Raw genomic sequence first — 26,589 nt, 5'->3', positions numbered from 1 at the left:
CATCTCATTCTCCTGATTATCTCCGTGATAAGCGGACTATCATAGGAGCCATTGAACAGTTTGATGTCCATAGCAGATTCCCAGATGGTAGACGCAGACATGAGCTTTTCAAAAGAGGTGCTTATCCGTTGTTGTCACCAGAGTTCAAATCAGTCATTGACTATTACTGTGAAGCAGAAAAGAAACGTGGCAAGAAAGTTACCACCATTTATACAGAATCTCATAATACATCCACATTTTTCTTATCCCTCCAGCAAAAAGGAATAGATAGCCTGGTTAAAATTACAGAAGAAGCCGTGCTTTCCATATTTATGTCTCCTGATGAAACACTGCTAAGGAGCTGTTCTTACAAGAAAAACATTACTGCCGTATTGAAGGCGTGTATCCCCTATTATCCAGAAGCTTGTCATCGGATTTTGGCTTTTCTTCCTGCCTTAAGGGAAACTAGAAAAAATATACAGTATCTAACATCAGAAGAAATCCAGAAGGTTAAGGAAGCACTAGCTAATGGTGAAAATCTCCTTACGCTCTGTGATAAAGCTATCGGGATGCTTGCACTTTACACAGGACTGCGTGGCTGCGATATTGCAGGAATGACACTTGACTCCATTGACTGGGGCAGGGATTTAATCTATATCAGACAGCAGAAAACGGAGTTTCCTCTTGAACTTCCTTTAACAGCAGTTGTCGGTAATGCCATTTATGACTATCTGACTTCTGAGCGTCCCCACACAGAAAGCAGGTATCTTTTTGTTTCACAAAATAAACCATACGATAGATTGAAAAGCAGAAGCATTGGCAACGTGGCAGTCCGGATCATGATAGCTGCAGGCATCCGTCAGTCCAAAGGCGACCGGAAAGGATTCCATATCTTCCGCCATCACCTTGCTACAGCCCTTTTGGGAAACGGAGTCCCTCAGCCTGTCATCAGCAGGACACTTGGTCACACTTCGCCAGATTCCCTTGAGGCATATCTAAGTGCAGATTTTCTGCATCTGAAGGAATGCTCTATCAACATAGAGCATTTTCCTGTGTCAGAGGAGGTGTTCTCTCATGAATAAGTTCACTTCTTTTCTTGCACCGCTCATGCAGGCATATGTTTCCTACCAGAAAGCATCCGGACATTGGAATGAAGCTTCTTATGAACCAAACCTCTTCCTGTTTGACCGGTACTGCAAGAAACAGTATCCGGAAGCTGCTCTTCTGTCCCAGGGAATGGTGGATGGATGGTGCCATAAACGCGACACGGAAACCAACAATTCATGCAGATCAAGAACCTATGTTGTTGCCAGTTTTATACAATATTTGAGAAAGCGCGGAAAAACAGACGTTATGGAGCCTGATATTCCAAGGAAAGAGCGACTCACGTATATTCCCCATTCTTTTACAGATGCTGAACTGGAAAATTTTTTCCGTGCTTGTGACAGTCTGCCTTCCGTATCGCGCACTCCCGAACAGCTTTACAGGAAGATAACCATTCCTGTATTCTTCCGTCTTCTTTACAGTAGTGGAATACGAACCAATGAGGCAAGAATGCTGAGGGTTGAGGATGTCGACTTGTGCCATGGGATTCTGGACATCCATTATTCCAAAGGGCATGACCAGCATTATGTAGTGCTGCACGATTCCATGCTTGAACTTTTGAAAAAATATGATGCAGCAATACGGAAGCAGTACCCTCACAGGGCTTATTTTTTTCCTGCAAGGAGAAACTCTTTCCATAAAAGGAAATGGATACAGACAAATTTCCGGGAATTGTGGAATAAATATAACAGCTCTCATGCTACTGCATATGAGCTCAGACACCATTATGCCATAGAAAACATTAACCACTGGACAGATGAAGGCTTTGGATTTGACGCAAAGCTGCTTTATCTCAGCAAAAGCATGGGACACAGCACACTGGAAAGCACAAAGTATTACTATTCCCTTGTCCCAGGACTGGCTGACATTCTGGAAGAAAAAACAGGAATGGATTTCGAAAGCATTGTGCCGGAGGTGGATTATGAAGAAAGCGACGAATGAATCCGTCATAATCGCACGCCATATCAATGCCTTTTTGAGTGAATATGTCCCTTCCCAGAAGAGCCGCAGCAGCCAAACATTGAAATCCTATCAGTATGCGCTGGCATTATACATCGGTTTTCTGGAGACAGAAAAAGGAATCCGTGCAGAAAGCCTGTGTGGTGGATGTTTCAGCAGGACAATAATCGAGGAATGGCTGCAATGGCTAATGGAACAGCGTGGCTGCAGCCCAGAAACCTGTAATAACCGGCTGGCATCCTTAAGGACGTTCCTAAAATACCTGGGGAGTAGAGAAATCTCCCTGTTGTACCTTTCTGAGGATGCAACAAGAATTCCACGGAAAAAGGAATTACGCCAAAAAGTAAAAGGGATGAGCAAAAAAGCAGTACAGGTATTGTTATCAGTTCCGGATTTATCTACAAAAGCAGGGCGAAGGGATCTGGCACTTATGATTATCATATACAGCACTGCCGCCAGAATTGATGAAATCCTGTCTTTAAAAACAGGACAGCTGCATTTGGATGCGGAAAAACCGAATGTCACCATCATTGGTAAGGGAAGCAAAATCAGGACCCTGTATCTTCTACCTAAGGCAGTTGCACATTTAAAGAAATATCTGAAAGAATTCCATGGTGATAATCCGCATCCAGAAGCTTATGTTTTTTATTCAAGGAATACTGGGTCACATGGGAAAATGAGTCAGACTGCAGTAAACAAGCAACTGAAAAAACATGCCAGAGTAGCACATGAAATGTGTAATGAAGTACCACTGGATCTTCATGCTCATCAGCTGAGGCATGCCAAGGCCTCCCACTGGTTGGATGACGGCATGAATATCGTACAGATTTCCTTTCTGTTAGGACATGAACAGCTCCAGACAACAATGGTATATATTGACATTACCTTAGAGCAAGAATTAAAAGCCCTTGCAACACTTGAAGATGAGAACGACAAAAAGGTATCAAAGAAATGGAAAAATGTAAAAGGTGGACTGGCAGAATTCTGTGGTGTTAAGTTAATGAAAAAGTAAAGAAAAATATCCAAACCTTTTTTCATAAAAATCCTTAAATATCAGGCATATTTGAAAAAGGTTTGGATTTTATTTAAGTTTGGATAACGAAGGAAATCCAAACGTTTTGATTTCCTTCGCCATACCTTCGCTGTCTGTTGTCTGAAAAAATGGGTGCTTTCCGGTGCGGAACTTATGACGGTCCTTCCCTATCTAGCAGCCTATATGGGACATACCGATTTTCGGGGAACCCAATATTATCTGAGGCTTACAGCAGACTTGTATCCCGATCTGATCAGCCGAACGGAAGCGGAATTTGGATATGTTATTCCGAACGGGGGACGGCTATTATGAGGGAAAGAGACTTCCCGAGATACCTTACCGGTTTCCTCTCTCAGTACCTTCCCGGTCAGAAAAATGTGAGCCCCCATACGATTGCTGCCTACAGAGATACATTCAAGCTGTTCCTCACCTACTGTGAAACCTGCAAAGGACTAGCTCCTGAGAGAATTACGATGGCCCAGCTTACTAAGGAACTTGTACTGGGCTTCTTAGAATGGATTGAGACAGAGCGAGGCTGTTCTATCCCTACCAGAAATCATCGATTGGCCGTTATTCATTCCTTCTGCCGATATACCCAGAAAGAATTTCCGGAAAACCTCCATGAAACCCAAAAGATACTAGTGATTCCAAACAAGAAAAGCCCAAAGCCCTTGGTATCCTATCTAACTGGCGATGAGATGCGGATTGTCCTATCCCAGCCGGATAGTTCCACAAAGGATGGATTCCGCGATTTGGTTCTTTTGTCTGTGCTCTATGATACAGCGGCACGAGTTGACGAACTCATCAATCTAAAAGTTAAAGATGTCCGCCTTATGGACCCTGCAGTCATCACTCTGCATGGAAAGGGAAGCAAGACTCGTCAGGTTCCAATTATGAGTAACACCAAAACACTGCTTAGTTCCTATCTGGATACTCGAAAAAGCTGCTCAGGTATGGCAGATGTTGAAAATTTCTTATTTGTTAACCAGAAGCGCCAGAAATTATCTCGTTGGGGAATATCTTATATCATCAATAAATACGTAAAAGAAGCAAAAAAAAGTAGTGACTTTATTATTCGATTCCCAGTCACACCCCATATATTTCGGCATAGCAAAAGCATGCATTTGCTTCAATCAGGAGTTAACTTAATATATATCCGGGATTTCCTTGGTCATAGTGATTGTTCAACAACAGAAATATATGCCCGGGCAGACAGCGAGATGAAACGCAAAGCTATTAAAAATGCATATCCGGATTTAGTGCCTGACGGACTGCCAAACTGGGAAGAAGACGGTAACTTAATGAGATGGTTAAATTCACTTTGTGAGTAAAAGATTATGGGGAGTGTTTTCACATAAATTAAGCTGATTTAGAAGATTATTGTGTTATACTCCCCATAATCTGAGGCTCTACATAATGCCGCAGCGTATGGATGGATACGTTTTTTGTAATATTGGTTCTTTTCAACGCTTCATCAAAAGCAAACGCGATGTCTCTGGAGGTAATATGTGATACATTGTACGTACCAAGAAAAAGCCAGCCTTCGGTATGTTTCGGGCGGTACGTCTTCCAATATTCGCGCAAAACACAAAGGCAAGCTTCCGAAAGCAGGGTGTAGCGATCCTTTCCTCCTTTCCCGCAGTCTACAAACACACGCATGGTTTTTGAATCGATATGCTGTATTTTGAGCGCTGCGGCTTCACTTACACGCAAACCGGCGCTATATACCACCATCAGTATGGCCTTATGTTTGACCTGTACCCGATTCGCTGGACATCTAGAAAGTTGCTATAATAAAAATCATAGGGAGATGTTCAGTAATGGGAGACAAAAAACCAGAATACAAAAAAGAAATGGTAAAACTGGTTACCGAGCGCGGTAAAAAAGTAAGTGAGGTCGCGAATGATATTGGGGTTACCCCCACTTCATTTCGCCGGTGGATTAAACTATACGGCGAATATGGCAATGATGCTTTTCCAGGCAAAGGGAACCTAAGGCCTGAAGATAAAGAATTAAAGGATATGCAAAAAAAGATTCGTGACCTTGAAGAGGAAAATGCAATCCTAAAAAAGGCTATGCGCATCTTCAGCAGGGACGCGAAATAAAATACCAATTCATCAAGGAAAATAGCTCCAAGTTTCGCGTAGAGAAGATGTGCCAAGTTTTCAATATAAAAAGGAGCTCATATTATGACTGGCTCAATAGGCCTGAAAGCAAACATAAAAAGAATGACACTAAACTCATAAAGGAAATCAGGAGAATCCACCAAGAATCCTATGAAACCTATGGAATACGTAGAATAAAAGCCCAACTCGATAAGGATGGCTTAACCTTTGGAAAAAATAAAGTCGCCAAACTGATGAGAGAAAATGGTATATTCAGCCGTCTCAGGAGGAAATACAAAGCAACCACTAATTCAAAGCACAGCTATCCCGTTGCCCCCAACCTGCTAAATCAAAACTTTAGAACTGAAAAGCCCAACGAAAAATGGGTGGGCGATTTGACCTATATTGCAACAGATGAAGGTTGGTTGTATATGGCATGAATCGAAGACTTATTTCATCGAAAAGCAGTCGGTTGGGCTTTTGGTAGCCGAATCACCAAGGAATTGACCATAGCTGCTCTTGAACAGGCGGTTGGATTGGAACGGCCAAAAAGGGGTTTAATCTTTCATTCGGACAGAGGTTCTCAATACGCAGCCTACGATTATCAAGATGCATTACGAAAGCATGCAATCATTCAAAGCATGAGCAGAAGCGGAAACTGTTATGATAATGCCTGTATGGAGTCATTTTTTTCAACACTGAAAAAAGATGTACGGCAGAAGATTCAAGACACGGGAAGCGGCCAAACTATTCATCATCGAATATATAGAGACGTTCTACAACTGCAAACGACTGCATTCTTCACTTGGGAACATGTCACCGATGGAGTATGAGCAGAAGTATCGTAAGCGAAAGGCAGCTTAATAAAATTGCCCGGGTTTGTATTTACAATATGTTTCTTGGTGTACTCCAGAGGTTGTAAGGCGCCGAAGGGTAGCCTTGGTCAGACGGGGCCTCACACGTGGTAAACTATTAGTTCCGACAGGGAATCAAATAGATTACATGTTTCCTGGAGCCACCCCGTCGGTGCCTGATACATACCACGTGTGGGGTGGATGTCAAGGCCGCCGGGGGCATTAACTCAACTTCAGATTTAAATGATATCGTAATTCTAGGAAATCTAAAGAAAAAATACCTTTTTACGTGTCCAGTTTAGCGGGAACAGACCATCGTGAAAAGAGACTGAAACTTCCCTCAGGGAAAAGCGTTTTATAGGTACATTTGATGTCTTGCGTGATTTCGAGAGCATATGAATCATCACCTGATGCGATAGCCATTTTTAAGGCTCGGAGAACGGCCATCCCGCAATTCCCGCTGCCGGTCCAACAGGCAGCAGCTTTTCCCCCAACCCATTTTCTGGCATGATCCCAGTCTGAATCAAGAGGAAGGAGTCGAATACTATCTCCGCATGCTTCTACATCACTCAGATACTGACCACTTATACCGATGTACTTAGAGGCTATAACATTGGGTATATTGGCAAGTCTGGCGTAAACTCGTGGCGAAAGTTTTCCCTTAAACGCCTCAGGGTTATCGTAAATGATAAAAGGTGCATCAGGAAGAGCCATCGCAATATCGCTGTAGAATCCCACAATCGTATCTTCATCGCATTCACACCAAATCGGTCTGCCTAAGAATAACCCTGAGGCTCCCAACCCCATAAAGAGCTTCCCTCGATGTAGCGTATCCCGAGTGTTCAATGTTGTGGCACCGGCGAAAACAGGTACCCTACCTGCGGCAGTTTCTATAACTTTGGCTACAAAACTTATATGTTCCTTTTCTGTCAAAGTAGCTCCCTCGCTGAAGGTTCCATTGGTAAGAATAGCCAGTTACAATATGTTGTCAATCGTTTCTGTAAACAATTTTTGGGAACAAAAACGGTAAATCCCCAAACGAACCATTCTTATGTATTGATAACTATGATTGTCCATCAAGGATCTGCGCAAAGTAGTACGAGCCTGGTAAACATAACTTAGACTTTTTGATGTTTTGTATTCACAGCATGTTGTACACGGCTGTTATTCGCATTATAGTATTACTAGGAGAAAAAGAGGTGAACACATAGGAATCGGCGAGAGCACGTTACCTTGCCGCAATTGAGGCTTCTTTTACCGGCCCGACCGTACCGTATATTGGATCTATGGACTTGGAGGTGTTTCCCGTGCCAAAAGTGTTCCGCAATCTTTGCCCGCGCAATTGTTTTAGTACCTGTAGTATCTTAAGTTACGTGGAAAACGGAAAACTGGTGCGGGTCAGTGGCGACCCCGCCCATGGATTCACGCGGGGAAATCTCTGTGCCAAGGGTTATGCTTACGTGGAAAGGGTTTACAGTCCAGAGCGGATTCTTCATCCCTTACGACAGTTTCCCAGAGGTTCGGGGAACTGGTGCCCGATCACCTGGGAGGAGGCTCTGGAGATCATATCCAGGAAAATTCTGGAATTAAAGGGACGTTACCATAGTTTTAGGCCGGTTGGTTTCTGTAAACAGGGCGGAAACATGGGACTGTTGCATGATGCCGCCAATGCTCTGTTTGATGGGCTCGGTTCGGTTACGGTGACTGAGGGCAATTCCTGCTGGTCTGCCGGCGTGGATGCTTATCTCTACAGTATGGGGTCAATAGCAAAGCTCGATCCCGAGGACATGGTCAACAGCAAGGTGATTGTTCTGTGGGGCGTCAATCCGGCTTGGACCGCAGTGCACCAAATGCATTTCATCGACAGAGCCAGAATGTGGGGAGCTCAGGTGGTGGTCATCGATCCTGTTTTTACAGCCACCGCGGCGCAAGCTGATCTTTATCTCCGGCCCAAGGCGGGAAGTGATGGGGCCCTGGCTTTGGGAATGGCCAAATATATTGTAGAGAATGCTTGGCACGATCACGAATTTTTGGCGCACCATGTCGAGGGCTATGAAGCATTTTTTGCTTATTTGACCAGTATCAGTTATGATTGGGTTGAGCAAGAGACCGCTTTGCCCGTAGAGGCTATTAAAGAAGTGGCCGAGTTGTACGCGCTGAACTCCCCGGCCGCCATCTGGACCGGCATGGGCTTGCAACGGCACACGAACGGCGGGCAGAATGTGAGGGCCATCCTTACCCTGGCGGCACTCACCGGTAATTTGGGTAGACCCGGTGCGGGTTTGTATAATCCTTCCATGACGCTTTGGGAACTGTTTTCTTTTTACACCAGAGACCATGTGATTTCCAGACATCCCGTTGTGCATAGAAAAATCAATATCAATCTTTTGGGCGCGGAGTTGAAAAAAACAACGGATCCGCCGGTAAAGATGCTCTGGTTGGCGCAGAGAGACCTATTTCAAGACGCTCACACCGGAAGTCTTAGAGGTGCGTTGGAAGATCTGGAATTAATCGTGCAAGTGGATCAGTTTTTAAACCGGAGTTCGCGCTATGCTGATATTTTTTTGCCGACGACCACCCAGTTCGAAGAATGGGATGTGCTGCCAAGCTATTGGCATCATTGGATCGGGATTAATGAACCGGCCATCTCGCCTTTGGGCGAGAGCAAATCGGACCTGCAGATCGCGTGGGAATTGTCCCGCAAACTAAACGAATTGTCGCCCGGGATATGTAGTTTTCCCACGGCCGGCAAGGAAGAGGAGTGGGTGGCCGGGGAGTTCAACCAGGAGGTATACTCCCGCTTGGAGATTGAGGATTACAGAGAATTATTGCAAGGCCCCCGCAAACTGAAATGGCCCCAGGTGGCTTGGGAGGAGATGGAGTTTAAAACTCCCTCGGAGAAATTTGAAATTTCTTCTCTGGCAGCTGCGCGCGACGGCTTACCATTATTGCCGGTCTATTCCAAACCGGCCTCTGCTCCGGCGGCCTATCCTTTCCGGTTAATTACACCTCACAGTCAGTCAGGCAACAACTCGCAGTTTTTGAATTTGCCCTGGCTTACTTGGGGAACGGGGGAGCCCTGTCTCCGGATTAATCCGCTTACGGCTAAAAGGTTGGGCTTAAGCAATGGCGCCCGAGTCAGGGTTTATAACCAGCAGGGCGAAATTGTGCTCCCGGTGAAGCTTAGCGCAACGATTAGTGAAGATGCGCTGCTATGTTTCCAAGGTTGGCAAGGCAGTGCGGAGCATGAGTTGAACGATTTGGTCAACGGCAGCCCCACGGATATGGGGAGCAAAGGGAGCGGACGCCCGGCAATCGTCATTCATGATACCTTTGTCAACCTGTGTCCTGCTTAAAGGAGGCCTGAGATGCGACAAGTTGGGTTTCTGGTGGATGTGAGCCGATGCTTGGGCTGCCGGGCGTGCGAAGTGGCCTGCAAGAATTACTTTGGGCTGGGGGAAACTCAGCGTTTTCGCCGGGTCGCAGAAGTGGAGTGGCAGACTGAAAATGGAATCGGTTTATTTTATCTTTCCTTGGCTTGTAACCACTGCGAAAGCCCAGAGTGTTTTCGGGTTTGCCCTAATCGCACCTACAGGAAGCGGCGGGACGGAATCGTGGTTCATGATGCCGGACTCTGCGATGGGTGTTGTTCCTGCGTGAAGGCTTGTCCTTATGGCGCTCCGCAATATGACGCGGACACGGGCAAGGTGGATAAGTGTGATCTGTGCGTGAGCCGTCTCGACGCAGGACTGAGACCGGTCTGTGAAGAAGCCTGCACCAACGGTGCCCTCAAAGCGATTTTTTTGGACCGGATCGATGAGACCGGGCTGTTAAAGTCTGTCCCCACCTTGCCTGATATCAAAATAACGCGTCCATCGGTTCGGTTTAACCCTCCTGTAGTCCGTAAGCAGTGGTTGAACCAAAAAGAATTGTAGTATCATACAGTTCAAGATGCCGCTGTTTGTTGACACATACAAAGTTGAGGTGTGAATCATGGCCGCAAGTACGCTCCAGACGCAGCTAATGGAGGCCATAGCCTGTGGAGGGGGTATGCCTTCTTTAGCGAAAATCATGGTAGATTTCTTGGGCAATCCGGTGATTATTACCGATCAATTTTTTAGGATCGTCGTTTATCAGACCAAACGAGGGGAAAATATTCACTGGGACGACTTTTTACCCCTATCCGTCACGCAGCGCGAATCAAAGCGCTGGGAGTCCAAAACGGAACGGGGAATGCTGGTAACACCGGACGGAAAAACAGTTCCCTACGCTTCGTTTCCTCTGGTGCGTTCAGAGTTGGAGGGGTTTATCGTTCTTCTCCTCACGGAGAACGATTGGTCACCGGCCATGGCCTTGATGCTGGAACAAGGCGCACTGGCAGTCTTGGTGGCCCTGAAGCAGGAAAGAGAAATCCAACGCATTCACTTAAAATATAAAGATGAATTTATCCATGATTTATTATATAACAATTTTGAAAACAGGGATGTTTTGATCCAGCGGGGTAAAACTTTGGGCCTGGACTTCTCTCATCCCCATGCTCTGGCCGTGGTCGGGATTGATGACGAGGAATCCCCAGAAGCGGAAAAAAACCTTGAGCAGCTGAAATCCTTGTTACACTCCTCTATTAGAATGCACGGCGACAACCCTGTGGTTACCAGACGCGGAATTTATCTGATCGTTTTTCTGCCTTGGGCCAGGCAATTAACTTTTCCAGAGCTGAAACGAGAGCTTAATTCCTTGTTCCACCAAGCGAAGCAGAATGTCTATAACAGACTGAAAACTTCTTTTTCCGTTGGCGTTGGCCACTTGTACCCTGCAGCTGACGAACTGTTCCGCAGCTACCAGGAGGCTAAGACGGCCCTGGAACTGGGGAGATTCTTTAACAAGTCCGATGAGATGACTTATTTTGATGAATTAGGGGTTCTTAGTTTAATCTATAAAAAGGGAGAATTAGAGCTGAAGGCTTTTTGTTACGGTCTGCTGGACCCGATTTTGGATTATGACCGGAAGAATGTGGGTCAATTACTGGAAACCTTAAAAATTTATTTCCAATGCAATACCGATCTCAACACGACTGCGGAGAAGCTTTACGTCCATGTTAATACCCTGCGTTACCGATTAAAAAAAGTAGAGGAACTCTTGGGCATCGATTTAAACAATTTGGATGGACAGCTCAACTTATTCACAGCGTTGCGGATTTTTAGCCAAAAAGGTTGGAGCTGAAAGTCGGTACTTAAACCCGGTACTTATTGTCATAAACGACAAAGTACCGGGTTTTTATTTTAGACGGTTCTACAAAGGCCAAATCTTGATGGCGACGAATTGATTAACAAGATCATTAACCCAGAGAAATCGTAATACGCTTGGAGGTGAAAATACTCACAAGGAACTTGGTTGTATAAAGGGTTTGTGATTTGAAATGAGGGAGGTCAGACGATGCAATCTGAAAAGGAAAGCAAAGGTTTCAGCATTTCGCGCCGCAATTTTCTGAAAGGGACAGCGGCGGTAGGAACAACGGTCGGTCTGTTAGGAGCTTCGACCTATGGCCTGAAATGGCTGCAACCTGCCCAGGCCCAAACGGGGGCCAAAGAAGAGCTCATCAGGAGTGTGTGCTCGCCAAATTGCTGGCAGACCTGTAACCATCTGGTTACGGTTCGTGATGGCAAGGTGGTGAAATCAGCCCCGGCCCCGATGCCGGAGCGAACCTATGACCGCATCTGCCTGCGGGGGCTGACGCATCTCCAGCGCGTTCATCATCCGGAACGAATTAAATATCCCATGAAAAGAGCGGGTGAACGGGGCGAAGGCAAGTGGGAGAAGATCAGTTGGGAAGAAGCATTCAATACAATAGCAGAGAAATTCACGCAGCTTCAGGGAAAATACGGCAAGCAATCGATTGCCATTGTGGGGCAATCCGGGAACTACGGCGTGTTAAACGGTGGATACGGGGGACAGTATCGTTTTTCCGGCGTCTTGGAAGCGGTTCATGCGACAGCCAGTGTTGACAATTCTATACCCGCCGGATTTGCTCCAGCCATTGGAACGGGAATGTTTGACGCCTTTTCCAATGAGCCTTCAGACTGGGTCAATGCTAAGACCATTATTCTATGGGGTAGTGCCTGCGCTGAAACCCAACTTAATGAGTGGCACTTTATCCAGGAAGCCAAAGAAAAGGGAGCGCGGTTAGTCGTGATCGATCCCATTTATACGGCCACTGCGCAAAAGGCGGATATCTGGGTCAACCTGCGTCCAGCGAGTGACACCGCTTTGGCCTTGGGCCTGATGCGGGAGATCATGGCGCAAGGGATGGTGGACAAAGATTTTGTACTGCACCACACGTGTGCACCCTTTCTGGTCCGGAGCGATGACAAACAGTTTGCCAGGGCGGAGAAAAAACCTCTGGTTTGGGATACGAATTCGCAAAGTGCAAAACCTCATGATTCTTCAGGCATTGTCCCCGAACTGGAAGGAACACATCCAGTCAACGGGGTGGCCTGTACGACCGCCTACTCTCTGTTGTGGGACAAGGTTAAAGAGTATACCCCGGAGAAAGTGGCTGAATTAACTGAAGTTCCGGCCAGCATGGTTGTGGAAGTGGCGCATCTGCTGGCCGCCAACAAACCGGGCGGGATCAAGTACGGCTTTGGGGCAGACCGCTATCACCATGCAAATCTATTAGGTCAGGCCATGATAACGTTGTTAGCTTTAACCGGTAACATTGGTAAATCTGGCAATATCATTGGAATTGCTTTTTATGGTTTTGATCCCATGATCTATAATGCTGGCTGGTTGTTCCCGGCGGGAACCTTTTCAACTGTTCTGCCGCTGATCCGACTGCAGGAAACGGTTATCAAACAGGATCCCCACCCCATTAAAGCCGTTTATATTACCTGTTCAAATCTCCTGGTACAGACCGCGGACCGCAACAAGTGGTTGAAAGAAGTGTGGCCCAAGCTGGAATTCGTGGTGGCCGTCGATCAGTTTATGAATAATACGATGGACTTCGCCGATATCATCCTGCCGGCCGCCCATTATTACGAAACTGAAGAACCTGTGCTCGCCGGAGATATGCCTTATGTCTTCTACCGGCGCCAGGCGGTCGAGCCTTTGCTGGAGGCCAAGCCGGACTGGGAAATCTATCAGGGTATAGCCGGGAAAATGGGATTGGGCCAGTATTTCCCGGAAGGGCTGCAGGCGAGCAAAGAATGGTTTGACATGCCCATTCTTAAGCAGCAAGGGATTACTTTTGATAAAATCCGCCAGGAACAGGCGGTGCGTTTTCTGCCGAATCCCTATATTCCCTGGCAGGACGGGAAATTCAAAACGGAGAGCGGCAAACTCGAATTTTATCTGGAGAAAATGGCCGCGACCGCAGAAGAACTCCCCGTGTTTAAGTGGCCGCTCGAGGCCGGACCGGATAGCAAGTTGGCCGGGAAATATCCCTTTGTCCTCTTGACCAGACATGAGAAATTCCGGATCCACTCGCAATACGAAAATCAACCCTGGTTGAGAGAACTAAATCCGGAGCCCGTTGCCGACCTCAATCCCAAAGATGCCCGAGCCAAGGGGATTGCGGATGGGGAGATGGTGGAGGTATACAACGACAGGGGCCATGTCGTCCTAAAATGCCGTTACAATGAATCAATTCGTCCGGGAATAGTCCATATCCAACAGGGCTGGTGGCGCTACGTGGCCGGACATCATCAGGAGTTGACGCATGCGCAGTATAAGGAAGGGATCTTTAATTATTCGTTATTTGATGTACGAGTGGACTTTCGGAAATATACGGGAGGTGAATTGCATTGACCAAGAAGTATGGGATGGTCATCGATTTAAAAAGATGCATCGGGTGCCACACCTGTGAAATTGCCTGCAAACTGGAAAATGATGTGCCGATGGGCATGTATTGGAACCGGATTCTTACCGAAGGCGGAAAATACATGGATACTCCCAAGGGGGAATATCCTAATGTCCAAAGGGGATATCTTCCTCTGGCCTGCCAGCACTGTGAGAATGCACCCTGCGTCAAAGTGTGCCCGGTGGCTGCGACCTATAAGTCTGAAGATGGCAGGGTATTGATTGACTATGAACGCTGTATTGGCTGCCGTTACTGTATGGCGGCTTGCCCTTACAATGTCCGGGTCTTTAACTGGCAAGAACCCGTACGCATCCCTGATTTTGACTATGGGTCAGCGGATACTCCGAAACGCAAACGTGGGATTGTGGAAAAGTGTTCCTTCTGCGAACAACGGGTGAATAAAGGGGAACAGCCTTTTTGCGTGGAGGTTTGTCCGGCGCGCGCCAGACATTTCGGCGATCTGAACGATCCGAGCAGCGAGGTTGCGCAGCTCGTTCGCTCCAGAAAAGGCGAGCAACTATTGGAAGATAAAGGAACTAAGCCACAGGTATATTTTTTGCGCTAGAAAGGAGGCAGATTTGCCGTGTTTAACAAAAGATATGTGAATCCCTGGACGATAATCCTGACGATTTTGTCCCTGGTTGGTTTGGGAGCATGGGTTTATCAGCTGACCAACGGTTTGATTGCCACCGGGATGCGCAACATGGTTTCCTGGGGTCTTTATATCACGTTTTTTATGTTTTTTGTGGGACTTTCAGCCGGGGGGTTGATTGTCTCTTCTTCAGCGACAGTATTTAACATCAAACAATTCAAACCAGTGGCTAAACCTGCAGTGTTACTTTCAATTACCTGTATTATTGTGGCGACCCTGTTGATCTTTGTGGATATCGGGCGTCCTGATCGGGTCTTGAACCTGCTTTTCCATCCCCAATTCGATTCACCGCTCACTTGGGACGTGGTCGTGATTACCCTTTACTTGGTAACTTCTCTGGTTTATCTTTACAACATGACTCGGGCGGAGCCCAACCAAAGGAACGTCAAGGTGTTATCTGCAATCGCTTTGCCTGTCGCTATTTTGGTCCACTCGGTTACTGCCTGGATCTTTGGCCTGCAGATCGCGAGACCGACTTGGCACAGTGCCTTGATGGCCCCTCTCTTTGTTGCTTCTGCCCTGGATTCCGGCTTGGCTCTCCTGCTGCTTGTGCTGATCGGACTGAATACGTTCACCTCATTTAAGGTGGAAAAGAAACTGATCTCCACCCTGGGCGGGTTGTTGGCGGTATTCATTGCGGTGGACGTTTACTTTGTGTTCTCGGAGATATTGACGGCGCTATATCCTGGTGAGGAACAGTTAATGGGGTATTTGACGCTGATGCTCTCCGGCAGCCTGGCACCCTTCTTCTGGGGTGAAATCATTCTGGGGGCAGTTGTTCCCTTCTTGATTCTGGTTTTCCCCAAGAATAGAATGAAGAACAGCCTAACGATACTGGCTTCAGCTCTCGTGGTCGTAGGCGTTTTGTTTAAACGCATTTGGCTGCTATTTTCCTCTTTGCTGTTGCCCTTGATCGGATTGGCTCCTGGGGTGACGCTGGGAGCCTATCAAATGCCGCAGACTTTTGGCCAAGCGGTGACACCTGGTATCTGGGCCACTGTAGGAAGCTATGCCCCGACCTGGGTGGAATTAGCTATTGTGGTGGGCGTTTGTGCTTTCGGCGCGCTCCTCTTCACTGTGGGAACCTATTTTTTCTTGACGCCGGTGCAGACTGCAGAAACTTTGCCTAAGCAGGGAGGTGCGGTCAGTGCCACCTAAACTGACAGATACGGTCTTGGCCGGTTTAAAAGAAATGGCTCTTAACCGGAGGGCTACGTATTCTGCTTTATCCAGAATGTGGGATGAACCAGGCCAAGAATTGTTGGTTGATTTCTGCGGTGACGGAGGTGCCTGGACCCAATTACAGCGTAGCCTTAACAGGATGAATCCGCGTTTGCCAGAACTCCAGGAAGGAATTCGGCTCATGTCCGGTTTTCTCGACCAGGAGCTAAGTGAGTCAAGTGAACGCCCACAGGTAGAAGTTGGCGTCCCGGACGCGGATGAGGAGAGGGAGAAGGGCTTGACGGATTGGCGGGTGGAATATGCCCGGTTATTCATCGGGCCCGGTGGGTTCCCTTGTCCTCCCTATGAGTCAGCTTACCGGGAACGACGGGAAGATGGAAGTTTTGGCAATTTGATGGGGGAAACCACGCTGCAGGTGCGGGAAATTTACCGACAGGCAGGCTTAGACCTTGGCACCAAGCAGCTGCCGGACTATCATTGCACAGAATTAGAGTTCATGGGTTATCTCGTCGCTCAGGAGGCGGAGCAATACCTCGCCAAGGACGCGCGTAGAGCAGCGGATTGGCAGGATATCCAGGAGTCATTCCTACAAGATCATATGGCGGCATGGTTGCCTGAATTTTGTCAAGATGTACAGCGGGAGACAACCTTGAGTTACTATCAAGGATTAGCTCAAATAACGGCTGCCTATATTAAGATTGAGGCTGAACGGATCAACCAATTAAAAAAAGCAGCCGGTTCTTTGGCCGTTTGAACGGTTAAACAGCAGAAGCCAACACCAGAAGAGGTGTTGGCTTTGGTGCTGCCTTAATATATGGTAAAATTTATACAATGCCTTTTAATCTTAAAGCGTCATGCAATAATGAATTTCCATCACACTGATAGCAGTGGTTTTCTATACCCGAAGGAACTTTATTATCATATACAATTTCCGCAGCCTCTGAAATCACATCAAAATACCACTCTGCAGATGGTGCTCTGTGACCCTCCAATTTTGAACCGGGATTAGGCGACCATACAAAGGGGACAATATTGGCACCCATGGCAGATAAAGTCTTAATTCCTTGTAAAAATGTTTCTTTTGGTTCCAAACCCATTACCAGAGCAACAAATACATTTCCTTCTCCAAAAATTTTAACTGCTGTTTGGATGGATTTAACAAATTCTGCATGCGAGGTGCTTTCTGATTTTCCTGGACATATTGCTTTATACAACTTTTCGTCCCATATCTCCATACTATATCCAATGGCATTGATCCCAGTTTCGAAATAACGTTCAATATCATCCCCTTTGGCAGGAGAGGGAAGTATTACTCCGGGAACTCTTTCAAATCCTGTATGTTTTTTTATAGATTCTATTATTTCAGAAACCAAAGCAACTTCCTTTTCGTGACTAAAACATCCCCCAGTAAGCAATATGTGATTAACATTTCCCTCTGACCAGGCCGCTTTAGCTACTTCACCAATATCAGTAATATCCTTTTTCTTAATTACAGAGTCGTATACTTTTGATGTTGTAACAAGATTGCAAAACGAACATTGCTTGTTATTGCTAAAATGGGAGCAGTAATTTTGATAACAGAAAAACAAGCAGTCCCTTCCACCAATCTGACCAATCTTAACCATATCATTATTTTGAGTTGTTTTCTTGTTATAAAAATCAGGCCGTTCTATCCATTTGATCTCACAAATTTCATGATCGTTAAGATATAGTTTTAATTTATCATCATACGTCTTCACATGATATTGTGATTTCGAATTAAAACGGAACTGTACAACTGTTCCATCCGGAAGACAGAAATCATCAGGGAATTTGAGGTCAACATGATTTTCAAAATCCCAACCAAACAACCCATGATTTTGCTCTTTATAGTTTATGCCTACCGCTGTCAAACTTTCGATGTCAGAACGGATTCCTTCCGTAAGCAGAGCTGCTTTTAACAAAATATAATTTTCCATCTCTAAATCCTCCTCTGGCTGATAAATTTTATACCTGGTCAATAGGTAAACGGAAGCTTTGCTTATCAGTACCCAAAACGATGTTTGTATCGATCTTGTTTACTCCTGGAAATTGCAAGAGCGAATCCATAACAAAATTACGATAAGAAGCAATATCATGGGATACTATCTTTAATAAATAATCCCAGCTGCCTGTAATGTTATAACACTCTAAAATTTCAGGCGTTTCCTTAACTTTTAATAGAAAGGCGTTTGCCGTATTTCTATTATGTGGAGATAAATTGACAAAAGTAAACGCAACGATTTCCAACCCAACTTTTTTTTCATCGATGATAGTAGCAAATTGTTTTATTACACCCAGTTCTTTAAGACGCTTTGTCCGACTGAGGCAAGCAGAGGGCGACAATCCGATCTTCTTTGATAATTCTATATTGGATATTGATGAATCACTTTGAAGAATATCGATTATTTCTTTATCACAACTATCAAAGGCCAAAGACATAATGATAGACTCCTTTATGACAATGAAAATTTTGGAACATTCCGCGCACCTATACTTTTGGCGGCTGTGGAACTAAACCAGGTTAATGAAAATATTATTTTGGTATATGGCAATTATACGAAATAATATGCTTGGTTGTCAACTTAATTGCGAATAAAAATCGATAAAACTAATTTCCCACTTCCACTCCCTCGGCCAGTTCCCCTGCCCCTTCAATCACAATTCGGTCATGACATAATCCTTGCCATCCCACCGAAAAAGCGCTGAATGTGGAATAACCAAGGCCGACGGGCTTTGCACAATAGACCAAAAAGACCAAAAAACAGAGCGCAAATAAGCTGGAATTCGTTTTTTTATTTCGGTTGGGGCCGCTTACGAGCCAGCAGATCGCTTAACTTCATCCGGAACTCGTACATAGTAACCGTTTTGTCAGCCAATGTGACCAACCAAGCCTCCCGGCTGCCGGGCCAGCGGTGAGTTAACGGCCACATGTGGCTTAAGATAATGTTCTGTTCTTTCTCATCAAGAGCAAAGCAGCGTTTGGCATTCTGACAGGCAAGCGCCGGATGCCGAAAACCGTGCCACCGTGTGCCGTCCGGCCTCGGCACATGCCAGTCATACAGGTAGAAATCGTGAAGCAAGGCTGCCCGAGTGGCTGAACGAACGTCGATGTGAAGTGTACGCTTCAGGCGTGTGGACCAGCGGAAGGTTAGGTATGCCACATGGATGGAATGATCAAGGATGCTAAAGGGACGGTGGTGAGGGAAGTTGTCCAGTTGTCTAAACTCCGGATGGCCTAAGATATCCTTAACAAGGCTGGAAAATTTCATTTGTTTTCACCTTCATGCTGTTCCTGGTTTGCTCTTTGGGCTCTTGGCTCCTGGTCGGTGTGCAACCGGTGGTAAAGCTTTTGACGCTGCCTGCTTAGAAAAAGAGCGACGTATTCCTGCTTGTGCCGGATCTGAGCCATGGCTTCACTGAGGGTATGGCGCATCTTCGGATAAGTGGCCAACAGGCGGCGAAACGGACGCAGGGCAGCCAAGAGATCGCTTTTATTGAGCTCTTTCTCTCTGTATTCTTGGAGAAAACGTTCCAGCCGGAGCAATAAGAGACTCGATTTTGAGATGTCCCAAAAAAAGTAAATTAAAAAAAGAAGAGTGCATAATATCCTTGGCGTAGGAGGTATTCCAGCAGTCAAAGTCTCAAAGTATGGATGAATGTAGTGGAGAAAGAAGAGCCCAAGCATCCCCCATAAGAGGGCATAGGGAAGGGCAATGCGTCCCTTGTAGTTTAGGGGCGTATGCCGGTAACTCCAAAGCTGCAAGTGGAAAACAGATTCCAGGAGATAACCGGCACCGTACTCAATACCGGTGCTGAGCATGGTGAGGATTAGAAATTGCCAGACGAGCGGAAGCTCAGCTAGAATGGAACGGCAGAGAAGGACCAACAAGGCAAATGTGCCGTAAATCGGTAAGAAAGGGCCGCTCAGAAATCCCGGATTGACCACTTCTTTTTGAGTCAGGGAGCGATAAATGAATTCCAATACCCAGCCCAGAAAAGAATAGAGCGCGAAAAAGAGAATTGTAGTAGACAAATACGGGAGAGTTTCGACGTTCATGCTTCATCTTACTCCTTCGTTTCCCCAAAAGACCCAAAAATAAAGCAGGCATTATCTTGGAATATATGCGCCCTGCCTTTGCTCATGGGTTCCTTGCACTGGGGTAAAAAATAAACTAAAATGATCCCAAAAGACCAAAGAATAAGTTCGTAATAATGATAACACATCTCATAAGTCTGTCAATGAGCACCCAAGGGCAAATTGGGCGATTGCTATATCTTGGTTAAGGAGAACAAATCTTTATGAAATTAACGGAACGCCGCAAAGAATTTTTAAGCCAAATTATTGCGCTTTATAAAAAAACCGGACTGCCCGTGCATTACGTTACCTTAGCCGAAATTATTGGGGTAAGCAAATGGACAGCTTATGATATGTTCAAGGAGCTTGAGAAAAATGGTCTTCTTAAGCGCGGTTATGAAGTGAATTCGAAAGAACCAGGACGTTCTGTCATTGTTTTCACTCCTACGAGGAGAGCTCAAGAATTATTCGCCCAAACAAGGAAGCGGGTTAATAATCAGGACGAACTCCGTGTGCACAAAGAGAAAGTAGCTAAGTTTGTTCATGGGCTAAGGTCAGCGGATCTGAAAGATACGGTGGGAAGAATCATCCAGATTCTGTCCCGGGTTGAGACGCGGGTCGAGTTTTGTCTGTATATTCTGGCACTCTTTCTCGTGTACCTCGATTCTATCGGTCAGGCACGAAAAGAGATGATCAGACATCTATTGAAAGTTTCGATTCGACCGGAAATTGAGTTAACGATGTTTGTCGGTACGGTCATTGGAATTGTCATTCATACGGTGGGAGATGAGATGGGGCCTCAAATGACTGAATTGGTCGGGTTATTTGTCCAATACCTTGAAGAACTGAGTTTTGATGAGCTCCAGATGCTCACAGCTTTTTTGACGGAAAGACTGAGGTAAATCTTATCAGGCGGTGGACCTTAATCAAGGCTGAAGGCCTTTTGCCAAAACCTAACAGCGAATACTTTTCTCTTATTAAGACAGAGGGTAAGGGGAATAATTGAATTGTCTGACCGTTACCCTCCTGCCACCCAGGGAAAGACTTTTACGGTATCGTTTTCCTGCAGCAGGTAGTTTATGTTTGTTTTGACCCCGTTGACTACCATGAAGGCAATAGCAGAAGAGGGGATATTAAGAAATTCGATTAAACCGTTAAGAGAGAGGTTTGCGGAAATATTTAGTTCGTGCAGGTCTGCCTGCTGGCCGTATTTAGCCAGCGGACCGTATAAACGAATTACAATACGCATCGTTGCTCACCATCCTACTATGACTATACAGAATATTGCATATCGAGTCTAGTGAAATTTCTCAACGTACATGAATTAAGCCTTAACCGGGAATTTTAGGGGAAGGTTAAATAAACCGTTAAATTTCTGTTGGAGGTGCAAATTATGCCAACCATTCATTTTGACGGGCCGGTGTTGTCAGTTGATCAGAAGCGTAGTTTAGTGCACGGGATGACACAGGCTGCTTCTCAAGCTCTCGGGATTCCGATGGCCGCTTTCAATGTTGTGTTAGATGAGCATGAGTTTAGTAATATGGGAGTGGGCGGGGAACTCTTAACCGAAAGCCCGTACTGGCCGCAAGTACAGGAAAGCCGAGACTAGGTTGATTCAAATAATATTTACCTAGCAGGGGGGCTGTGTCAGTTCATTCGTTCAACTGATACGGCCTCTAGGCATTCCAAGGTAAATCCTTGCTTGAAAACTTAAAAAGGGGTAAGCTACAACTATAGCTTTCGGAGAGGAATAATCTAATTTAAGTTTCAATGGTACGAGAGGAGAAGTTGGAGGGATGAAAGCGCAGCGTGGGGACTTTCCCGCGGAAGAGGTCTATTATTGGACAGAGCAGGTTCAGATCGGTCGAGATGCTTATGACATCACGGCTGCGGTCACGTCACTGGGTTTATGTTGGCTAAGCCTGGGTCAAGGGGAGCAGGAAGAACGGGCCTTTAAGTGGTGGGCCAAGCGCTGGCTGCCTGGTTCCACCCTGACACGGAAGCGTGAGCCGATGGCCGAGATTTTACGGCAAATACAGGACTACTTAGAGGGGAAAAGACGCGAGTTTAGCGTCCCTCTGCATCAGGAGGGTACTCTTTTTCAGTTAAAAGTGTGGCAGGAACTGCTTAATATACCTTATGGCAAAACTTTAAGTTATGCCGAGGTCGCCGCGCGCGTGGGCATTTCCCAAGGGCAGAGGGCAGTAGGTATGGCTAACCACCAAAACCCGATCGCGGTCGTAGTGCCCTGCCACCGGGTAATAGGGAAAAACGGAAGTTTAACCGGGTATGGGGGAGGGCTGGACTTAAAGCGGGAATTGTTAAGCATAGAGGAAAGGAACGGAGGGTTAGTTTGGACACACCGCGGATTGTGATTGATGAACAGCGGCTTGAAGCCAACATAAAAGATATGGCGGTCATGGCCAGGAAAGCAGGAGTTGCGCTCAGGCCTCATATTAAGTCCCATAAACTGCCGCAGCTTGCGCACAAGCAGCTGGCTGTCGGAGCCTGCGGGATTACGGTGGCAAAACTTGGGGAAGCGGAAGTCATGGCTGAGCATGGAATAAAAGACATTTTCATTGCCAATGAAGTGATGGGATCAGAGAAGTTTGAACGGCTTTCTGCTTTGGCGCGCCGCATTAAACTTGCAGTGGGAGTGGACAGCCCTGAGGGTGCAAAGGCTCTGGCTCAGGGGATTCGTGTGCATGGCATCCGCGATAATAATGGCATGCGCGAAAATGGCACTCTTGATGTTTTGATTGAAGTGGATTCCGGTCTTAAACGTTGCGGGGTGGAGCCGGGTAGGGAAGTTGTGCGTTTGGCAAAAGAAATTAGTCGGCTAGAGAATCTGCGCCTGCGCGGGATCTTTACGCATGCCGGGCACTCTTACGGAGCGGCGGACAGGACTGAGCTGGAGAAAATAGCCCTTGCCGAAGGGGAAGTCATGGTTGAGATCGCCCGTGACCTGCGTCAAGAGGGTATAGATATTGAGGTTGTTAGCGTGGGGGCTACTCCGACGGTTGCCATCTCGGCTTTCGTGCCCGGGGTGACAGAGATCAGGCCGGGGAACTATGTGTTTTATGATGCCATGCAGTTAGCACTGGGAGTTATTCCTTCTATTAAATATTGTTCTCTAAGGGTGTACAGCACCGTGATCAGTCATCCTGCTCCCAACCGTTGGGTTCTGGATGCGGGCAGTAAAGCGCTTTCTCTGGATAAAGGGGCTCACGGGCATAGCGGGGTTGAGGGGCACGGGATCATTATTGGCCAGCCCAAGCTTAGGATAGTGCGCCTGTCAGAAGAGCATGGGGTGGCTGAGGGAGAATCTTCCTTAAAGGTAGGGGATGTGGTAGAAATCGTGCCCAATCATGCGTGCACCGTGGTAAATCTTTTTGATGAGGTTGAAGTATGGAACGGTGCTGAGCGCGAGATTTGGGGAGTGGCGGCCAGGGGGAAGAACAGGTAACGGAGAGTGGAGAGAGTAGAAATAATATTTTTTGAGGGAGTGAAGGAAAATGGAAAAAGTGGAGAATATGAAAAGTCTGTTTGTGGATGTGGACCACATCGGTATTAAAGCTTATGATCTGGAGCAAGCGGTCAGGTTTTATACGGAGGTTCTAGGGTTTACTCTCTTGCATCGGATGAAGCCGGGGGATGTGGAGTTAGTCTTTTTACAGCTCGGCTCGACTGTGGTTGAGTTGGTAGAAGTGATTGACGGCAGCCGTTATGAGGATGGAGTTGTCAATCATGTTGCCCTTAAGGTTTCCGATATTTTTGCGGCGGTAGAACTGCTTAAGAAGCAGGGAGCTGAATTCATCACTCCCGAGCCTATGTCTCTCGGAGAAGGCAGGTATAATTTCTTTTTCCGCGGGCCATCGGGTGAGAAACTTGAGCTTTTCCAAACGTCAGTCTCCAGTGGAGATTAAGATAGAGCAGGGGGGGAAGGTTGCAGTGGATTTCAGTTTTTTAAGTGAGGTGCCAAGGCCGCTCGGTCTGGAAGCGGAAACGGCTGCGGTGGCTAAGGAGATGAGAAAGAAATATCCGGATTTTTTTACCTGGGTGCAGGCAGGGGAAGATAAGGCTCAAGACCAGGTGAAATTTGACCATCCCCAGGACCACGCAGAAGAACAGGTCCAAGTCTTAGGGGTCGAGGGTCCTAAAGAGGAGCCATGGCTCTTGGGCAATGCGGACATCGAATATTTTTACCACCTCACACGCCCGCTTGATGTTGGTTGTGCCTGTCCATATGGCTGGGTGGAAAAGGTTGAGCGCGTTATTGACCAGCAGTACCCCATGTTTGGGGTTGAGCGCTTTCCCGATCTCTATGATAAAGCCGCTCACATGCTCTGGCTGATTATTAAGAACGAGGTATTTTCGGACTACAACGGAGGAGTTGCCGTTTTGGCCGCTTTGGTGCTTCTGGAGCGAAACGGAATCACGGTGAACACCAGTGACAAAGGGCTGTGTGCCTTAGTCGTAAATGCCCGTTCCTTAATTACGGATAGCAAGAATGATTCAGACTATGACGATGACAAAGCGGTGCGTTATCTAGGTGCAATGCTAAGGGCAAATGCAGGTAACTGAGATTTACGGGGACGCTTGCAAATTTGCCAGCAAACTTTTCAATAATAGGCCAATTAATGCTAAAAAAAGACCTCGAGCGCGTGGTGAACACGCGGAGAAGGTCTTTTTATTTTCCCAAGGCCTGAATGCCTTGGTCTGACCTATTGTAATCCTAACCCCTTGCGTTTGCTAATAATATGCGCTTCGATTGCATTGGCTACTTCGACCGGATCATCCCCAAGGGCTATTTTCCCTCCGGTCAATCCTTCCACATCTTCGGTTAGTAATTTGACCAGTTGGGGTGCGCCGGTGACAAAGGGAGTGGGGGATAAATGTGTGTATGCTCCGTAGGCCACGGCAAATACTCCGTCAATGGTGGCTTTTTGTTCCATCCATTCCGGAGCGGTAACTGCGATCGGCAGTTGAGGGATGTCCACATCCAAATGGTCGGCCAAAGCTGTGACCAGCATGGATATTCTTCCGGTATCGGTGCACGTACCAAAGCTTAAGACCGGCGGAATATTTAAGAGACCGCAAACGGCCTTCAATCCCTTCCCGGCCATGTTATTAGCGTCCAGGCTGCACAGCCCTGCGACTTCCAGGGCATGGTTGCCACAGCCCCCGGCGACAACCAGGATGTCGCGTTTGATTAATTCTTTGGTCAGATTGACGGTGTTCCAATCTTGAGGGCCATTCCTTAAAGTGGAGCAGTTGGCCAAGGCGACGATACCCTTAATTTTACCGCCGACAATGACGTCCACTAGAGGATCAAGTTTATTGCCCAGAGCCTGTAAGACGGCTTCCGTCGAGAATCCGGCGATCGCTTTCTGCGTAATCCGGGGAACTTTTGGGGTAATTTTTCCTTTCCGTTTCTTAAAGTTTTCAATCCCCAATTCGATGAGCTTATCAGCCATTGCTTCCACTTCAGCCGGGTGATACGGAATTTTATGCTGGAGACCGGGGATGCCGATGATGGTACTGATGCTGACTAAGGTGGCTTGGTACTTTTCGGCGTACATATCAATCGCCGGCGGGGAACAGTTTTCATCCATGGCCAAGACATCTACAGTGCCGGTAGCGAGCAGGGGTTCAAGTGCGAGCCAGTTCCCCATCAGCCCGACAAAGACGTCATCCACGGGGAAACGTTGCAAGAGTTCCTGTCCTGTTTCAATCGAGCCCACGATGCGCAGGCCCTTAGCACCAACCGCTTTGGCTCTATCCTGGACTGCCGCTGTTTTGGCTTTGTTCATGGTTGCGACCCCGGCCCAAGGTTGGTGGCCGTTAAAAACAACATTGACATAATCAGGGTCCATTATTCCTAAGTCGACATTGACTTCATGCGGAGTGGGGGTGCCAAACAAGATGTCCTGCACCATTTCCAGTCCGATCTGGGCGTTATAGATCGTAGCCAGACCTAAGCGCAGGGCCTTGACGGCTAAGGACACATGGTCTCCATCCACATTGGTCAGGCAACTGGCCACAGAATTTTGCTCTTCGTGCACCACTCCGGCCGGATAGATATGAAGCTTGCGCCAGACTTCCTTCCTTTTCTTCGGTGCAAAGGCTTCCACCATCAGGTTGGGTTCCTCCACCCCGATATTCATTTGCTCGTTGAGGAGGTCAGCCAATTGAATGGCCATTTGGTTAATGTCCTGGTTGGTGTTGATCCCGAGTTTTTCACACATCCATTTGAGTTTATTGACATCCGTAATCTTAAATGGCGTTTTTCCTTCGCCGGTGGCTTTTAAGGTGCGGAAAGCCTCATAGGCGTGATGGCTATATGTACCGGCCCCCATGATATTGGTGAGGAGCAATTTGCGCATGGCCATGGCGTCCGGGCCGATTCCGCATACTCCTCTGTCCTGTGCCCCTTTCTCGTTAATGCGGCACGGACCATTGGAACACAACTGGCAGCTTAAGCCCTGAAGACAAAATTTACAGCGGATCTGTTCCTGGGCTTTATACCGGTCAAATACATTGGACATTCCGTCTTCCCTGATCCGTGTAAGCATTTCCTCAACAGAATCATGGTAGCTCACGCGGCCTTCAGTTTTTTCTAAGATCGTTTCGTTCAATCCATACTCACCCCTTTATTAAAGTCAAAGGTAAGTTTTTGCAAAAATTAGGGTTTATATGTGCACCGTTGGCATGTCTAGGCGGAGTTTTCTCAAGTATTATCGTGCGGGACATTGTTTACACTATA

The 26,589-nt window shown here is 46.8% G+C and carries 24 protein-coding genes and 2 pseudogenes; 18 read left to right on the top strand and 8 right to left on the bottom strand.

Going from position 1 to position 26,589, the window contains the following annotated elements:
- The 4 genes from ACYQ2N_RS04430 to ACYQ2N_RS04415 all read left to right on the top strand — a co-directional run.
- Positions 1–1,061 (top strand): tyrosine-type recombinase/integrase (locus tag ACYQ2N_RS04430; protein ID WP_459997751.1); only part of this gene is annotated, 1,061 nt, incomplete at its 5' end.
- Positions 1,054–2,025: a tyrosine-type recombinase/integrase gene (locus tag ACYQ2N_RS04425; RefSeq protein WP_459997749.1), complete on the top strand. Its 972-nt coding sequence runs from the start codon at positions 1,054–1,056 to the stop codon at positions 2,023–2,025. The genes ACYQ2N_RS04430 and ACYQ2N_RS04425, both read left to right, overlap by 8 nt.
- Positions 2,006–3,055, top strand: coding sequence for a tyrosine-type recombinase/integrase (locus ACYQ2N_RS04420; protein ID WP_459997748.1), 1,050 nt, complete (start codon positions 2,006–2,008; stop codon positions 3,053–3,055). The genes ACYQ2N_RS04425 and ACYQ2N_RS04420 overlap by 20 nt, the downstream gene beginning before the upstream one ends.
- A gap of 329 nt (positions 3,056–3,384) precedes the next feature.
- Positions 3,385–4,407, top strand: a complete 1,023-nt coding sequence (locus ACYQ2N_RS04415; protein WP_459997746.1) for a tyrosine-type recombinase/integrase — start codon at positions 3,385–3,387, stop codon at positions 4,405–4,407.
- Between the two features lie 46 nt (positions 4,408–4,453).
- On the opposite strand, the pseudogene ACYQ2N_RS04410 reads toward ACYQ2N_RS04415, so the two are convergent.
- A pseudogene (locus ACYQ2N_RS04410) lies at positions 4,454–4,828 on the bottom strand (tyrosine-type recombinase/integrase); the annotation flags it as partial.
- A gap of 68 nt (positions 4,829–4,896) precedes the next feature.
- Between ACYQ2N_RS04410 and ACYQ2N_RS04405 the strand changes: the two are divergent.
- Positions 4,897–6,045: pseudogene (locus ACYQ2N_RS04405) on the top strand (IS3 family transposase).
- A 275-nt stretch (positions 6,046–6,320) separates the two neighbouring features.
- Here ACYQ2N_RS04405 and ACYQ2N_RS04400 read toward each other — a convergent pair.
- Complete coding sequence (locus tag ACYQ2N_RS04400; protein WP_459997770.1) at positions 6,321–7,004, bottom strand: dihydrodipicolinate synthase family protein; 684 nt, start codon at positions 7,002–7,004, stop codon at positions 6,321–6,323.
- Between the two features lie 338 nt (positions 7,005–7,342).
- Between ACYQ2N_RS04400 and ACYQ2N_RS04395 the strand changes: the two genes are divergently transcribed.
- From ACYQ2N_RS04395 to ACYQ2N_RS04365, 7 genes are all read left to right on the top strand, one after another.
- On the top strand, positions 7,343–9,391 hold the full coding sequence (locus tag ACYQ2N_RS04395) for a molybdopterin-dependent oxidoreductase (protein ID WP_459997745.1): 2,049 nt from the start codon (positions 7,343–7,345) through the stop codon (positions 9,389–9,391).
- Positions 9,392–9,403: 12 nt separating this feature from the next.
- Positions 9,404–9,970 (top strand): 4Fe-4S dicluster domain-containing protein, encoded by a 567-nt coding sequence (locus tag ACYQ2N_RS04390; protein WP_459997744.1) that lies wholly within the window; start codon positions 9,404–9,406, stop codon positions 9,968–9,970.
- A gap of 58 nt (positions 9,971–10,028) precedes the next feature.
- Complete coding sequence (locus ACYQ2N_RS04385) at positions 10,029–11,258, top strand: PucR family transcriptional regulator (protein WP_459997743.1); 1,230 nt, start codon at positions 10,029–10,031, stop codon at positions 11,256–11,258.
- Positions 11,259–11,471: 213 nt separating this feature from the next.
- Complete coding sequence (locus ACYQ2N_RS04380) at positions 11,472–13,841, top strand: molybdopterin-dependent oxidoreductase (RefSeq protein WP_459997742.1); 2,370 nt, start codon at positions 11,472–11,474, stop codon at positions 13,839–13,841.
- Positions 13,838–14,458: a sulfate reduction electron transfer complex DsrMKJOP subunit DsrO gene (gene dsrO / locus ACYQ2N_RS04375; RefSeq protein ID WP_459997741.1), complete on the top strand. Its 621-nt coding sequence runs from the start codon at positions 13,838–13,840 to the stop codon at positions 14,456–14,458. The genes ACYQ2N_RS04380 and dsrO overlap by 4 nt, the downstream gene beginning before the upstream one ends.
- An 18-nt stretch (positions 14,459–14,476) precedes the next feature.
- Positions 14,477–15,703, top strand: a complete 1,227-nt coding sequence (gene nrfD, locus ACYQ2N_RS04370) for an NrfD/PsrC family molybdoenzyme membrane anchor subunit (RefSeq protein WP_459997739.1) — start codon at positions 14,477–14,479, stop codon at positions 15,701–15,703.
- On the top strand, positions 15,693–16,481 hold the full coding sequence (locus ACYQ2N_RS04365; RefSeq protein WP_459997738.1) for a TorD/DmsD family molecular chaperone: 789 nt from the start codon (positions 15,693–15,695) through the stop codon (positions 16,479–16,481). Before nrfD ends, ACYQ2N_RS04365 begins: the two co-directional genes overlap by 11 nt.
- Before the next feature lie 70 nt (positions 16,482–16,551).
- Here the strand turns inward: ACYQ2N_RS04365 and ACYQ2N_RS04360 are convergent, their stop codons facing one another.
- From ACYQ2N_RS04360 to ACYQ2N_RS04345, 4 genes are all read right to left on the bottom strand, one after another.
- Entirely contained in the window at positions 16,552–17,685 is a 1,134-nt protein-coding gene (locus tag ACYQ2N_RS04360; protein WP_459997737.1) for a radical SAM protein, read from the bottom strand.
- A 28-nt stretch (positions 17,686–17,713) separates the two neighbouring features.
- On the bottom strand, positions 17,714–18,187 hold the full coding sequence (locus ACYQ2N_RS04355) for an Lrp/AsnC family transcriptional regulator (RefSeq protein WP_459997736.1): 474 nt from the start codon (positions 18,185–18,187) through the stop codon (positions 17,714–17,716).
- Positions 18,188–18,540: 353 nt separating this feature from the next.
- Positions 18,541–19,017 (bottom strand): HD domain-containing protein, encoded by a 477-nt coding sequence (locus tag ACYQ2N_RS04350; protein ID WP_459997735.1) that lies wholly within the window; start codon positions 19,015–19,017, stop codon positions 18,541–18,543.
- Positions 19,014–19,805, bottom strand: a complete 792-nt coding sequence (locus ACYQ2N_RS04345) for a putative ABC transporter permease (RefSeq protein WP_459997734.1) — start codon at positions 19,803–19,805, stop codon at positions 19,014–19,016. The genes ACYQ2N_RS04350 and ACYQ2N_RS04345 overlap by 4 nt, the downstream gene beginning before the upstream one ends.
- A gap of 242 nt (positions 19,806–20,047) precedes the next feature.
- On the opposite strand from ACYQ2N_RS04345, the gene ACYQ2N_RS04340 reads away from it, so the two are divergent.
- Positions 20,048–20,725: a LexA family transcriptional regulator gene (locus ACYQ2N_RS04340; RefSeq protein WP_459997733.1), complete on the top strand. Its 678-nt coding sequence runs from the start codon at positions 20,048–20,050 to the stop codon at positions 20,723–20,725.
- Between the two features lie 116 nt (positions 20,726–20,841).
- Here the strand turns inward: ACYQ2N_RS04340 and ACYQ2N_RS04335 are convergent, their stop codons facing one another.
- On the bottom strand, positions 20,842–21,072 hold the full coding sequence (locus ACYQ2N_RS04335) for a MoaD/ThiS family protein (protein ID WP_459997731.1): 231 nt from the start codon (positions 21,070–21,072) through the stop codon (positions 20,842–20,844).
- Between the two features lie 144 nt (positions 21,073–21,216).
- Here ACYQ2N_RS04335 and ACYQ2N_RS04330 point away from each other — a divergent pair, with 144 nt between their 5' ends.
- The 5 genes from ACYQ2N_RS04330 to ACYQ2N_RS04310 all read left to right on the top strand — a co-directional run bounded on the left by ACYQ2N_RS04330 (position 21,217) and on the right by ACYQ2N_RS04310 (position 24,407).
- The gene (locus tag ACYQ2N_RS04330) at positions 21,217–21,432 is read left to right on the top strand and encodes a tautomerase family protein (protein WP_459997729.1); all 216 of its coding nucleotides are present in this window, start codon (positions 21,217–21,219) and stop codon (positions 21,430–21,432) included.
- Positions 21,433–21,619: 187 nt separating this feature from the next.
- Positions 21,620–22,198 (top strand): methylated-DNA--[protein]-cysteine S-methyltransferase, encoded by a 579-nt coding sequence (locus ACYQ2N_RS04325; RefSeq protein ID WP_459997727.1) that lies wholly within the window; start codon positions 21,620–21,622, stop codon positions 22,196–22,198.
- Positions 22,177–23,289: an alanine racemase gene (locus ACYQ2N_RS04320; RefSeq protein ID WP_459997725.1), complete on the top strand. Its 1,113-nt coding sequence runs from the start codon at positions 22,177–22,179 to the stop codon at positions 23,287–23,289. The genes ACYQ2N_RS04325 and ACYQ2N_RS04320 overlap by 22 nt, the downstream gene beginning before the upstream one ends.
- A 49-nt stretch (positions 23,290–23,338) precedes the next feature.
- The gene (locus tag ACYQ2N_RS04315; protein ID WP_459997724.1) at positions 23,339–23,749 is read left to right on the top strand and encodes a VOC family protein; all 411 of its coding nucleotides are present in this window, start codon (positions 23,339–23,341) and stop codon (positions 23,747–23,749) included.
- 25 nt (positions 23,750–23,774) lie between these two features.
- Positions 23,775–24,407, top strand: a complete 633-nt coding sequence (locus ACYQ2N_RS04310; RefSeq protein WP_459997722.1) for a hypothetical protein — start codon at positions 23,775–23,777, stop codon at positions 24,405–24,407.
- Between the two features lie 140 nt (positions 24,408–24,547).
- Here the strand turns inward: ACYQ2N_RS04310 and cooS are convergent, their stop codons facing one another.
- Positions 24,548–26,461 (bottom strand): anaerobic carbon-monoxide dehydrogenase catalytic subunit, encoded by a 1,914-nt coding sequence (gene cooS, locus ACYQ2N_RS04305; protein WP_459997721.1) that lies wholly within the window; start codon positions 26,459–26,461, stop codon positions 24,548–24,550.
- Positions 26,462–26,589: the final 128 nt, after the last annotated feature.

The organism is Paradesulfitobacterium aromaticivorans, assembly GCF_054657415.1.
This window is presented reverse-complemented; position numbering and strand designations above follow the sequence as displayed.